Below are 13,103 nucleotides of genomic sequence, written 5' to 3'. Positions count from 1 at the left end.
TTGCCATGGAAGAAAAGCTTCGTTTTGCTATTCGCGAGGGTGGTCGTACTGTTGGTGCTGGTATCGTTTCTAAGATCATTGAGTAAGGAATGGTTATGAAAAACGTCTTTGTTGTAAGAGGCGTTTTAGTTTTAAGAATAGGGGTATAGCTCAGTTGGTAGAGCGGCGGTCTCCAAAACCGCAGGTCGCGGGTTCAAGTCCTGCTGCCCCTGCCAAAGAGGAATGAGATTTTGTCTGTGAGGAGGTGGATTTTAACTGCCTTCTTCGCTTTTTTTTGTATGGGGCTTGTTTTTTTGTGTATGAATCGGTATTGAATAGAGAATAAGGAAGTTGCATGAGGCTTGAGGGGAGCTTTTTGCACTTTTGTCATGTTTATTTTGTTGTATAAATCACAATAAAACTGGAAAGAATATAGTGTGACTGATGGCATCTAAAACCAATCCAATTACCTTTTTAAAGCAAGTCTATGCAGAAACAGTTAAGGTGAAATGGCCTACACGTCGTGAGACTATGATTTCTACTGTTATGGTGCTGTTTGTGACTGCATTTGCTTCAGTTTTCTTTTTTATTGTTGATCAGGCTATGCATTTTGGTGTTTGGCGAGGTATTTATCTTCTAAAATATCTTTTTAGTTGAGAGTGCAAGGAAGTGTGACTGTGGCTGCTCGTTGGTATATTGTTCAAGCATATTCAAATTTCGAAAAGAAGGTAGCGGAAGCTATTGAAAAGGAGGTAAAGCAAAAAGGGCTTGATCATCTCTTTGAAAAGATTTTTGTTCCAACAGAGCGTGTTGTCGAAGTTCGTCGCGGACGTAAGGTTGATGCTGAGCGGAAGTTTTTTCCTGGTTATGTTTTTGTTCGTGCTGAATTGACAGATGAAGTTTATCATCTCATTAAGAATACACCTAAAGTGACAGGTTTTTTAGGATCTGATGCGCGTCCCATTCCCATTTCTGATCGGGAGGTTGAACAGATTCTGAAACAAGTTCAGGAAGGGGGAGAGTCTCCAAAATCTTCTGTATTGTTTGAGGTTGGAGAGCAAGTTCGCGTTGCTGATGGTCCTTTTGTTTCGTTTAATGGTATTGTTCAAGAGGTTGAAGAAGAGCGTTCTCGCCTTAAGGTAGAGGTTTTGATTTTTGGGCGTCCTACGCCTGTTGATTTGGAGTTTGGTCAGGTTGAAAAACTTTGATGAGCTTAGAGTGGTTTTAACCACTTTGAGTAATTGGTGGGAGGTGATTTATGGCTTTTGTCGGCTTGATGATCCGAACCACTTGACTGCAGAAGGGTGGCGGGCAAGATCAATTGTTCGCATATCAATGAAATTGAAGGCAGATTATTATGGCAAAAAAAAGTATAGGGCAGCTTAAGTTGCAGGTTCCTGCGGGAGCTGCTACCCCATCTCCCCCGATTGGTCCAGCTCTTGGGCAGCGTGGTATTAACATCATGGAATTCTGTAAAGCGTTTAATGCTGCTACGCAGGAAATGGAGAAGGGGGCACCAATTCCAGTAGTGATCACTTATTATCAAGATAAGTCTTTCACATTTTCTCTCAAGACGCCTCCCGTATCGTTTTTTTTAAAGAAGGAGGCAAATTTGAAATCTGGTTCAAAAGAACCTGGTAAAGTGTCTGCAGGAAGCATCTCTCGTGATAAGATTCGTTCAATTGCAGAAGCGAAGATGAAGGATCTTAATGCAAATGACGTTGAATCTGCGATGCGCATGGTTGAAGGTTCAGCGCGCTCTATGGGCTTGGAAGTGGTGGGCTAAGATTATGGCAAAAGTAGCAAAGAGAATAAAAAATATCCGCAAAGATATTAATTTTAATGAACTTTACGCTTTAAAAGATGCAGTTTCGATGGTTAAAGAGCGTGCAGTTGCTAAATTTGATGAAACAATTGAGATTTCGATGAACTTAGGTGTTGATCCTCGTCATGCTGATCAAATGGTTCGTGGCGTTGCGCATTTGCCTAATGGAACAGGGCGGAATATTCGTGTTGCTGTTTTTGCACGTGGGGATAAGGCAGAGGAAGCAAAGGCTGCTGGTGCTGATATTGTCGGAGCTGAAGATTTATTCGAGAGCATTAATGGTGGAACGATTGATTTTGATCGTTGTATTGCAACACCAGATATGATGCCTCTGGTTGGTCGTCTTGGTAAGATTCTTGGTCCACGCAGTTTAATGCCAAATCCGAAAGTTGGTACTGTGACACTTGATGTTGCTAGTGCTGTCAAAGCTTCTAAGGGTGGGGCTGTTGAGTTTCGTGTTGAAAAAGCTGGTATTGTACATGCTGGTATTGGCAAGGCTTCTTTTGATGTTGAAAAGATAGTAGAAAATATTAAAGCTTTTGCAAGTGCTGTTATTAAAGCTAAACCACAAGGCGCAAAAGGTGAGTATGTTAAGCGGGTTGCAGTTTCTTCGACTATGGGAATTGGAGTTAAAGTTGATCCTGTAACTGTTCGTTCAGAGTAAGCCTAAACCAGATTTGTAATTTTATTTTTGGGTATGTAAAGATCAAGATTGTGTTTAGAGTGTCGATTCTTTTTTGGCATTTATCTATCTGAGCTTTATCGAGCTTGGGTTATACCGGAAGAAATTCCGGAATATCCTGTCCGAGATTGTGGGTGATACTGTTTGAGGTATCTTAATCGAAAAAAAACCCGCATGAGACTGGGGTAAAAACTGAGAGTTAAAAAGACTTAAAGGGTTTGAACCAAGGTTGCCTTTGATCGCTGTGCGTGAAGAAGGGGACAGGATCCTCATCGATGACATGAAGTATTTTATGTTATCAAAGGTAACCAACGGATTTGTTTTCAATAAATCTGTTAAATGGAGAGAAACAGTGAATAAAGCGGAAAAACGCGAATTTGTTACATGGCTTAACGAGGCTTTTCGGAAGTCTGGTTCTGTTGTTGTTGCACATTATTCTGGCCTGACAGTTTCACAGATGAACGATCTTCGTTCAAAAATGGGTGAAGCTGGCGGTGCCGTTAAAGTCGCCAAAAACCGTCTTGCTAAAATCGCTCTTCAGGGCACGGAATCTGAATCGCTAGTGGATTTGTTTACTGGGCAAACACTTATTGCTTATTCAGAAGATCCAATTACAGCACCGAAAGTTGCTGTTGATTTTGCTAAAAACAATGACAAATTTGTCATCCTTGGTGGTTCAATGGGTGCAACAAGTTTGAGTGTAGATGCTGTGAAGTCATTGGCTTCATTACCCTCATTAAACGAGTTGCGGGCAAAACTCGTAGGTATGATTTTTACCCCTGCGACCCGTATTGCACAAGTTGTTAACGCTCCTGCTGTTCAGGTTGCGCGTGTCATTGGAGCATATGCTCAGGAGAATAAGGCGGCTTAAGGCTGTTTTATGTTCACGTTTATGGGAAAGTTTTTATGCTTTTCTGTTTTTTTGAATAATAAATAATGGTTTAAATCTTTTAATTGAAGGAATTTAAAAATGGCTGATCTAGCGAAGATCGTAGAAGACCTTTCTAACCTAACCCTTTTGGAAGCTGCTGAGCTTTCTAAATTGCTTGAAGAAAAATGGGGCGTTTCAGCTGCTGCTCCTGTAGCTGTAGCTGCTGTTGCTGGTGCTGCTGCTCCAGCTGCAGAAGAAAAAACAGAATTTGATGTTATTCTTATTGAAGGTGGTGCGCAAAAAATTAATGTTATTAAAGAAGTTCGCGCACTGACTGGGCTTGGTCTGAAAGAAGCTAAAGATCTGGTTGAAGGAGCGCCTAAACCTATTAAAGAAGGCGCTTCTAAAGATGAAGCAGAAAAAATTAAATCTCAGCTTGAAGCTGCTGGTGCTAAAGTTGAACTTAAATAATTTTTTTAATCGGCGGGCATTTATGTTCGCTGATTTCCTTTCTCTAAAAGAGGGGAGATAGTCGATGAAATCCTTTTTCCAACAGTCAAATAGCTGTCATGGATGTGGGTTTTACTTCTCGTTTCCTCATCGTAGAGCCAAGTGTATGGTTGGCTTGTGTTATGGGAGAAAATAGTGATACTCATTATCGAGTATCAGGTGAACTGGTCTGCATGTGCAGGTTAATGACATAAAGCTTTCAAGGTTCAGTCTACCTTGAAGAGTTAAAGATCAAGGAGCGACGATGGCTCAGACCCTAGCGATGATGTCTCAATTCAATGGTCGTAAGCGCGTACGCAAATTTTTTGGTAAGATTCCTGAAGTAGCAGAGATGCCGAATCTTATTGAGGTTCAAAAAGCGTCATACGATCAGTTTCTCATGGTTGAGGAACCGAAAGGTGGACGACCAGATGAAGGTTTGCAAGCTGTTTTTAAATCGGTATTTCCTATTTCGGACTTTTCCGGTACAGCTATGCTCGAGTTTGTTGGTTATGAATTTGATTTACCAAAATTTGATGTTGAAGAATGCCGTCAGCGTGATTTGACTTATGCTGCACCATTAAAGGTGATATTACGTTTAATCGTTTTCGATATTGATGAGGATACCGGATCAAAAGATATTAAAGATATTAAAGAGCAAGGCGTTTATATGGGCGATATGCCTTTAATGACGAAAAATGGTACTTTCATCATTAATGGTACGGAACGTGTTATTGTTTCACAGATGCATCGTTCTCCTGGCGTCTTTTTTGATCATGATAAAGGAAAGTCTCATTCATCGGGAAAGTTTCTTTTTGCTGCTCGTGTTATTCCTTATCGTGGTTCTTGGCTTGATATTGAGTTTGATGCTAAGGACATTATTTATGCACGTATTGATCGGCGGCGTAAGATCCCCGTTACGAGTCTTCTGATGGCATTAGGTATGGATGCATCAGATATTTTGTCAACGTTTTATAATAAAGTCGCTTATGAGAGAGATGGGGACGGATGGCGTATTCCTTATTCTGTTGATCGTTTTAAAGGAATGAAGCTTGTTTCTGATCTTGTAAATGCAGACAGTGGTGAAGTTGTTGCCGAATCTGGCAAAAAGCTAACGCTTCGTGCTGCAAAGTCTTTAGCTGAGAAAGGTCTCAAAGCGGTTAAAGTTAGTGAAGACGATTTATTGGGGTGTTATCTAGCAGAAGATATAGTCAATTATCAGACAGGTGAGATTTATCTTGAAGCTGGTGATGAAATTGATGAAAAAATATTGAAGATTTTGTCTGATGTTCATGCGGATCAAATTAACGTCCTTGATATTGATCACATGAATATTGGAGCCTATATCCGTAATACTTTAAAAGTGGATAAAAATGAAAGCCGGCAGGATGCATTGTTTGATATTTATCGCGTTATGCGTCCAGGTGAGCCTCCAACAATGGATACAGCGGAAGCTATGTTCCATTCGTTATTTTTTGATCCAGAGCGTTACGATCTTTCAGCGGTAGGACGTGTTAAGATGAATTTGCGTATGGACCTTGATTGTCCAGACACGGTTCGCATTTTGCGTCAAGAAGATATTCTTGCTGTTGTTAAGATGTTGGTTGAATTGCGTGATGGTCGTGGTGAAATTGATGATATTGATAATCTTGGCAATCGACGCGTTCGCTCAGTTGGGGAGTTGATGGAAAATCAATATCGCATTGGTTTACTTCGTATGGAGCGTGCGATAAAAGAGCGTATGTCATCAGTTGAAATTGACACAGTTATGCCGCAGGATTTGATAAATGCCAAGCCTGCTGCAGCAGCAGTTCGTGAGTTTTTTGGATCTTCGCAGTTGTCACAGTTTATGGACCAAACAAATCCTTTATCAGAAATTACCCATAAGCGCCGTCTTTCTGCTCTTGGACCTGGTGGTTTGACTCGTGAACGTGCAGGTTTTGAAGTTCGTGACGTACATCCTACGCATTATGGTCGTATTTGTCCGATTGAAACGCCGGAAGGTCCTAATATTGGTTTGATCAATTCCTTAGCAACATTTGCGCGGGTTAATAAATATGGTTTTATTGAAAGTCCATATCGCAAAATTATTGATGGTAAAGTAACAACAGAAGTTATTTATCTATCTGCTATGGAAGAATCAAAGCATTATGTTGCTCAAGCCAATTCGTCATTAGATGTTGAAGGGCGTTTTACAGAAGAATTCGTTGTTTGCCGCCATGCCGGTGAAGTTTTGATGGCACCGCGGAATCATGTGGATTTGATGGATGTTTCACCAAAGCAGTTGGTCTCTGTAGCAGCAGCTCTTATTCCATTTTTGGAAAATGATGATGCGAATCGTGCGTTGATGGGATCCAACATGCAGCGTCAGGCGGTTCCGCTTGTACGTGCTGAAGCACCCTTTGTTGGTACGGGCATGGAATCCGTTGTTGCTCGTGATTCAGGCGCAGCCGTTAGTGCAAAGCGTGGTGGTATTGTTGATCAGGTTGATGCAACCCGTATTGTTATCCGTGCGACAGAAGATTTAGATCCCTCAAAGTCTGGTGTTGATATCTATCGTTTGCAGAAATTTCAACGTTCCAATCAGTCTACCTGTATTAATCAGCGTCCTCTCGTGCATGTCGGTGATCGAATAGAGAAGGGGGATATTATAGCAGATGGTCCATCTACAGATCTTGGTGATTTAGCTCTTGGGCGAAATGTTCTTGTAGCCTTTATGCCGTGGAATGGATACAATTATGAAGATTCGATTTTGTTATCCGAGCGCATTGTTGCCGATGATGTATTTACTTCCATTCATATTGAGGAATTTGAAGTTGCAGCACGTGATACAAAGCTTGGTCCGGAAGAAATTACACGCGATATTCCTAACGTTGCAGAAGAAGCGTTAAGAAATCTTGATGAAGCTGGTATTATTTATATTGGTGCTGAAGTTCAGCCGGGTGATATTTTGGTTGGTAAAATTACACCAAAGGGTGAAAGTCCCATGACGCCGGAAGAGAAGCTTCTGCGTGCCATTTTTGGGGAAAAAGCTTCAGATGTTCGTGATACTTCTATGCGAATGCCTCCTGGGACTTTTGGAACTGTTGTTGAAGTTCGTGTTTTTAACCGCCATGGTGTGGAAAAAGATGAACGTGCAATGGCCATTGAACGCGAAGAAATTGAGCGTTTAGCGAAAGACCGTGATGATGAACAGTCAATTCTTGATCGCAATGTTTATGCGCGTCTTACTGATATGTTGACGGGTAAAGTTGCTGTAGAAGGCCCAAAAGGTTTTTCGGGCAGTAAGAAGCTTGACAATACGGTGATGGGACACTATCCGCGTTCGCAATGGTGGCAATTTGCTGTTGAAGATGAAAAGCTTCAGAATGAAATTGAGGCTTTGCGTAAACAATATGATGAATCGAAAGAAGCATTACAACGTCGCTTTATGGATAAAGTTGAGAAGATTCAAAGAGGCGATGAAATGCCTCCTGGTGTCATGAAAATGGTAAAGGTTTTTGTGGCTGTAAAACGCAAAATCCAACCAGGTGACAAAATGGCGGGACGTCATGGTAATAAGGGTGTTGTATCGCGTATTCTTCCCATAGAGGATATGCCATTTCTTGAGGATGGAACCCATGCTGATATCGTGTTGAATCCGCTTGGCGTGCCTAGTCGTATGAATGTTGGACAAATTCTTGAAACACATCTTGGTTGGGCGTGTGCGGGTATGGGCAAGAAGATTGGCGATTTGATAGAGTTGTATCAAGAGACTGGAGATATCCTTCCTTTGCGTCAGCGTATTGAGAATCTCATGCCTGATAATGATCATAATGAGCCAATACGTCAGTATGATAACGAAAGCCTTTACAAATTAGCGCAGCAGATGAGAAAAGGCGTTTCGATCGCAACACCTGTTTTTGATGGAGAGCATGAAGCTGATATCAACATGATGCTGGAGGATGCAGGACTAGATAGTTCAGGACAAGTCACGCTTTATGATGGTCGTACTGGGGAGCCTTTTGATCGTCCGGTAACAGTTGGGTATATTTATATGTTGAAATTGCATCATCTTGTTGATGATAAGATTCATGCACGTTCGATTGGACCATATTCACTCGTTACACAGCAGCCATTAGGTGGTAAGGCACAATTTGGTGGTCAGCGTTTTGGTGAAATGGAGGTCTGGGCACTTGAAGCTTATGGGGCTGCTTACACTTTGCAAGAGATGTTGACTGTAAAATCAGATGATGTGGCTGGTCGAACGAAAGTCTATGAGGCGATTGTGCGTGGTGATGATACATTTGAGGCAGGTATACCCGAAAGTTTTAATGTGTTGGTAAAAGAGATGCGTTCATTAGCTCTTAATGTAGAACTTGATGATGCACGCGAGCTTATTGCACAGCGAGCATTGTCTGATACAGCAGAATAATAATCAAGAAGCGTACTGGGAAGGGTGCGCTTTGATTGTTTTGAGTAAAGACTCATAAAAAAACTTTTATTAAGGTGACACAGATAGTTTTAAAAGTAGAAATGGGTTTTAAATACAATCTGTGATAAAATTAGTGAGATATTACAATAGGTTCTAAGAATCTTTGAAGGAGAACGGCATGAACCACGAGGTCATGAATCTTTTCAATCCTCAGGCGCCAGCGCAGACATTTGACTCTATTCGTATTTCCATTGCGAGCCCTGAGAAGATTTTGTCTTGGTCGTACGGTGAGATCAAGAAGCCTGAGACTATTAATTATAGGACTTTTAAGCCAGAGCGCGATGGACTTTTTTGTGCACGTATCTTTGGTCCTATTAAGGACTATGAGTGTTTATGCGGTAAATATAAACGCATGAAATATAAGGGCATTATCTGTGAAAAATGTGGTGTAGAGGTGACGCTTTCGCGCGTACGGCGTGAGCGCATGGGGCATATTGAGCTTGCGGCACCTGTTGCACATATTTGGTTTCTTAAGTCTTTACCAGGTCGTATTTCTACACTTTTAGATCTAACTTTGAAAGATATTGAGCGGGTTCTTTATTTTGAGAATTATATTGTAACAGAACCAGGATTGACATCTCTCAAGCTCCATCAGCTTCTTTCTGAAGAAGAGTATATGCTTGCTATTGATGAGTTCGGGGAAGATCAGTTTACAGCCATGATTGGCGCTGAGGCTATTTATGAGCTTCTAGCCGGTATGGAATTAGAAAAAGTCGCGAATGATTTGCGTGTCGAATTGTCTGAGACGACTTCGGAATTAAAGCAGAAAAAGCTGATTAAAAGGCTTAAGATCGTTGAGAATTTCCTTGAATCTGGTAATAAACCAGAATGGATGATTATGAAGACGATTCCAGTCATTCCACCTGATTTACGTCCATTGGTTCCACTTGATGGTGGGCGTTTTGCAACATCAGATCTGAATGATCTTTATAGACGTGTCATAAATCGTAATAACCGCTTGAAACGATTGATTGAATTGCGTGCTCCTGGGATTATTGTGCGCAATGAGAAACGTATGGTGCAAGAAGCTGTTGATGCATTGTTCGATAATGGTCGACGTGGGCGTGTGATTACTGGAGCGAATAAGCGTCCGCTTAAGTCTCTTTCAGATATGCTAAAGGGTAAGCAAGGGCGTTTCCGTCAAAACCTACTTGGAAAGCGTGTTGATTATTCGGGACGTTCTGTTATCGTGACTGGTCCTGAATTAAAATTGCATCAATGTGGTCTTCCCAAAAAAATGGCTCTCGAATTATTTAAGCCATTTATTTATGCGCGTCTTGATGCAAAGGGCTATTCATCAACTGTAAAACAAGCAAAGAAACTTGTTGAAAAAGAGCATCCAGAAGTTTGGGATATCTTGGATGAGGTTATCCGTGAACATCCTGTTTTGCTGAATCGTGCGCCGACATTGCACCGTTTGGGGATTCAGGCATTTGAACCTATCTTAATAGAAGGAAAAGCTATACAACTTCATCCATTGGTATGTACTGCTTTTAATGCGGATTTTGATGGCGATCAAATGGCAGTTCATGTTCCGCTTTCTCTTGAAGCGCAGCTTGAAGCGCGTGTTTTGATGATGTCGACCAATAATATTCTTCATCCAGCCAATGGTGCACCGATTATTGTTCCATCACAGGATATGGTTCTTGGTCTTTACTATCTTTCAATTGTTTCTGAAAAAGAACCAGGTGAGGGAATGGCTTTTTCCGATATAGGTGAACTCCACCATGCCTTGGAAAATAAGGTTATAACTCTCCATACAAAGATCAAAGGCCGCGTTAACAATATAGGAAAAGATGGGAAGAAAGTTACTCAACTTTATGAGACAACACCTGGCCGTTTGATTATTGGGGAGCTTTTGCCGAAAAATCCGAATATCTCGTTTGATATTGTCAACCAAGAAATGACTAAAAAGAATATTTCTAAAATGATTGATCAAGTTTATCGGCATTGTGGGCAAAAAGAGACAGTTATTTTCTGTGATCGTATTATGCAACTTGGTTTTTCTTATGCTTGTCGTGCAGGAATTTCGTTCGGCAAGGATGATATGGTTATCCCTGATAGTAAGTCGCGTTTGGTTGCAGAAACAGAAGCTTTGGCAAAAGAGTATGAGCAGCAATATAATGATGGTCTGATTACGCAAGGTGAAAAATATAACAAAGTTGTAGATGCTTGGGGTAAATGTACGGACCGTGTTGCAGATGAAATGATGAAACGTATTCAGGCTGTTGAATTTGATCCTAAAACAGGTCGTCAGCGGCCAATGAATTCGATTTATATGATGTCACATTCTGGTGCGCGTGGTTCTGCTAACCAGATGAAACAATTAGCTGGTATGCGCGGGTTAATGGCAAAGCCATCGGGTGAAATTATTGAAACACCAATCATTTCAAATTTTAAGGAAGGTCTAACCGTTAACGAATATTTTAACTCGACTCACGGTGCACGTAAGGGCCTTGCTGATACTGCGTTAAAAACAGCTAACTCTGGTTATCTCACACGACGTCTTGTTGATGTTGCGCAGGATGCTATTATTTCAGCAGTTGATTGTGGTACTGCAAAAGGGCTTACTATGCAGCCGATTGTTGATGCAGGACAAATTGTTGCATCTCTTGGGCAAAGAATTCTTGGTCGCACAGCACTTGTTGATATTTTACATCCAGTCTCTGGAGAGGTTATCCTTGAAGGTGGTGAGATGATTGAGGAAGCTGATATTGCTAAGATCGAAGAAGCTGGAATTCAATCTGTTCAAATCCGCTCTGCTTTGACATGTGAAACCCGCCTTGGTGTTTGCGCCAAATGCTATGGTCGTGATTTGGCGCGTGGGACACCAGTTAATCAGGGAGAGGCAGTTGGTGTTATTGCAGCTCAGTCCATTGGTGAACCAGGAACTCAGCTTACTATGCGTACGTTCCACTTAGGGGGAACAGCGCAGGTTGTTGATTCATCTCATTTAGAAGCCTCTTATGAAGGTACAGTGGAGATTCGTAATCGCAATGTGGTCCGCAATTCTGAAGGTCATTTGGTGGTTATGGGGCGTAATATGGCTATCCTTATCAAGGATGAGTCCGGTAAAGAGCGTGTGGTGCATCGTGTTAGCTATGGTGCACATATCTTTGTTGATGATGGTGATGTGGTTAAATGTGGTCAACGTATAGCAGAGTGGGATCCTTATACACGTCCTGTCTTAACTGAAGTTGAGGGCTATGTAGGTTTTGAAGATATGATTGATGGTTTATCAGTTACTGAAACAGCTGATGAATCTACAGGTATTACGAAGCGTTTGGTAATTGATTGGCGTGCTAACCCGCGTGGTGCTGATTTGAAGCCAGCTGTTATTATCCATGCAGATAAAAAAGGTGAAACCATTGCCAAATTATATAAGGGAGGTGAAGCCCGTTATATGATGTCAGTGGAAACCATTCTTTCTGTTGAGCCTGGTTCTCATGTTAAGGCCGGTGACGTTATTGCTCGCTTGCCAATGGAGAGTGCTAAGACAAAAGATATTACAGGTGGTCTACCACGTGTGGCTGAGCTTTTTGAAGCACGGCGTCCAAAGGATCACGCTATTATTGCTGAGGTTAGTGGTACAATTCGGTTTGGTCGTGGTTATAAAAATAAGCGCCGTATTATCATTGAACCAAATGATGAGACTCTTGAACCAGTAGAGTATTTAATTCCAAAGGGTAAATTATTTCATTTCCAAGAAGGCGATCAAATTGAAAAAGGAGATTATATCCTTGATGGAAATCCGGCTCCTCATGATATCTTGGCGATTAAGGGTGTTGAAGCGTTGGCATCTTATCTTGTTAATGAAATTCAAGAAGTTTATCGTTTGCAAGGTGTTTTAATTAATGACAAGCATATTGAAGTGATTGTTCGTCAGATGTTGCAAAAAGTTGAGATTACTGAATCTGGAGATTCTGGCTATATTCCAGGTGACAATATTGATCGTATTGAACTTGATGAAATCAATGATAATTTAATTGCAGAAGGGAAGAGACCTGCATCTGGTACTCCCATCCTACTTGGGATTACAAAAGCATCTCTTCAAACACCATCATTTATTTCAGCAGCATCATTTCAGGAAACAACAAGGGTGCTTACTGAGGCAGCAGTTTCTGGTAAAATTGATACTTTGCAAGGTCTTAAGGAAAACGTTATTGTTGGTCGTCTTATTCCTGCGGGTACAGGTGGTACGATTGCTCAAATCCGCCGTATTGCTGCAGTTCGGGATGATTTGATCGTAGATGAGCAACGTAAATCTAACAACAGTGAGATGGCTAAAGCTATGTTGACAAATATGACAACTGAAGCGGTTGCTGAATAATTTACATGTATGTTAACAAATGATCTGAGAGCGCCCAAATAAAGAATTTGGGCGTTTTTATATTTCACAATATAGAAGTTGCACATTTCCTGACAAATATGACTGCAAAAGCTGTAAAGTGATTATGGTTTGAAGTATTCTTGGTAGCTTATTGTATTTCCTTATGTAAGGAATTCAGGAAGGCAGAGGATAAGATGTATAAATATTATTCAATTGGTACAAACAATAAAATATTTATATCTGATGTAATGGATTCTGTGGTTATTGATTCTATGACGTTTTTTTTGTCCTTATCCCTAGCTTTTTGGGAGGTTTCCATTTTAGCTGCAACAGCTTATAAAAATACCTATCTAGGCTGTAAGGCAGGCACTGATAATTGTTATGCCTATAATGTTGATGGAAGCCGCAATAAAGCTTTAGATATAGCCAATGGCAAATTTCGCCATATCAGCT

Annotated in this window: 10 protein-coding genes and 1 tRNA gene; all 11 read left to right on the top strand. The window is 41.0% G+C overall.

Annotation, left to right across the window (positions count from 1 at the left end; translation table 11 throughout):
* Nucleotides 1-86, top strand: an 86-nt coding sequence (locus tag J7R10_RS07145) for an EF-Tu C-terminal domain-related protein (protein ID WP_483416251.1), incomplete at its 5' end; no start/stop codon positions are given.
* Nucleotides 87-139: 53 nt separating this feature from the next.
* A tRNA-Trp gene (locus tag J7R10_RS07140) sits at nucleotides 140-215 on the top strand.
* Nucleotides 216-423: 208 nt separating this feature from the next.
* Nucleotides 424-636 (top strand): preprotein translocase subunit SecE, encoded by a 213-nt coding sequence (secE, locus tag J7R10_RS07135; protein ID WP_010705085.1) that lies wholly within the window; start codon nucleotides 424-426, stop codon nucleotides 634-636.
* 20 nt (nucleotides 637-656) lie between these two features.
* On the top strand, nucleotides 657-1,187 hold the full coding sequence (nusG, locus tag J7R10_RS07130) for a transcription termination/antitermination protein NusG (RefSeq protein ID WP_010705086.1): 531 nt from the start codon (nucleotides 657-659) through the stop codon (nucleotides 1,185-1,187).
* Nucleotides 1,188-1,336: 149 nt separating this feature from the next.
* Nucleotides 1,337-1,765, top strand: a complete 429-nt coding sequence (rplK, locus tag J7R10_RS07125; RefSeq protein ID WP_010705087.1) for a 50S ribosomal protein L11 — start codon at nucleotides 1,337-1,339, stop codon at nucleotides 1,763-1,765.
* Between the two features lie 4 nt (nucleotides 1,766-1,769).
* The gene (gene rplA / locus J7R10_RS07120; protein WP_010705088.1) at nucleotides 1,770-2,468 is read left to right on the top strand and encodes a 50S ribosomal protein L1; all 699 of its coding nucleotides are present in this window, start codon (nucleotides 1,770-1,772) and stop codon (nucleotides 2,466-2,468) included.
* A gap of 370 nt (nucleotides 2,469-2,838) precedes the next feature.
* Nucleotides 2,839-3,357, top strand: coding sequence for a 50S ribosomal protein L10 (gene rplJ, locus J7R10_RS07115; RefSeq protein WP_010705089.1), 519 nt, complete (start codon nucleotides 2,839-2,841; stop codon nucleotides 3,355-3,357).
* A gap of 99 nt (nucleotides 3,358-3,456) precedes the next feature.
* Nucleotides 3,457-3,828, top strand: a complete 372-nt coding sequence (gene rplL / locus J7R10_RS07110) for a 50S ribosomal protein L7/L12 (RefSeq protein ID WP_004864933.1) — start codon at nucleotides 3,457-3,459, stop codon at nucleotides 3,826-3,828.
* A gap of 283 nt (nucleotides 3,829-4,111) precedes the next feature.
* A complete protein-coding gene (gene rpoB / locus J7R10_RS07105) occupies nucleotides 4,112-8,260 on the top strand; it encodes a DNA-directed RNA polymerase subunit beta (protein WP_208436405.1) in 4,149 nt (1,382 codons plus the stop codon).
* A gap of 178 nt (nucleotides 8,261-8,438) precedes the next feature.
* Nucleotides 8,439-12,650, top strand: a complete 4,212-nt coding sequence (gene rpoC / locus J7R10_RS07100) for a DNA-directed RNA polymerase subunit beta' (protein ID WP_010705091.1) — start codon at nucleotides 8,439-8,441, stop codon at nucleotides 12,648-12,650.
* A 272-nt stretch (nucleotides 12,651-12,922) separates the two neighbouring features.
* Nucleotides 12,923-13,103 (top strand): hypothetical protein (locus J7R10_RS07095; RefSeq protein WP_208436404.1); only part of this gene is annotated, 181 nt, incomplete at its 3' end.

Source organism: Bartonella vinsonii subsp. berkhoffii ATCC 51672, assembly GCF_902825225.1.
Classification (GTDB): domain Bacteria; phylum Pseudomonadota; class Alphaproteobacteria; order Rhizobiales; family Rhizobiaceae; genus Bartonella; species Bartonella berkhoffii.
This window is presented reverse-complemented; position numbering and strand designations above follow the sequence as displayed.

Bases quoted from the DNA above. Each gene is read 5' to 3' on its own strand.
- rpoB (WP_208436405.1), top strand. From the start codon at position 4,112: ATGGCTCAGACCCTAGCGATGATGTCTCAATTCAATGGTCGTAAGCGC.
- rplK (WP_010705087.1), top strand. From the start codon at position 1,337: ATGGCAAAAAAAAGTATAGGGCAGCTTAAGTTGCAGGTTCCTGCGGGA.
- rplL (WP_004864933.1), top strand. From the start codon at position 3,457: ATGGCTGATCTAGCGAAGATCGTAGAAGACCTTTCTAACCTAACCCTT.
- secE (WP_010705085.1), top strand. From the start codon at position 424: ATGGCATCTAAAACCAATCCAATTACCTTTTTAAAGCAAGTCTATGCA.
- rpoC (WP_010705091.1), top strand. From the start codon at position 8,439: ATGAACCACGAGGTCATGAATCTTTTCAATCCTCAGGCGCCAGCGCAG.
- rplA (WP_010705088.1), top strand. From the start codon at position 1,770: ATGGCAAAAGTAGCAAAGAGAATAAAAAATATCCGCAAAGATATTAAT.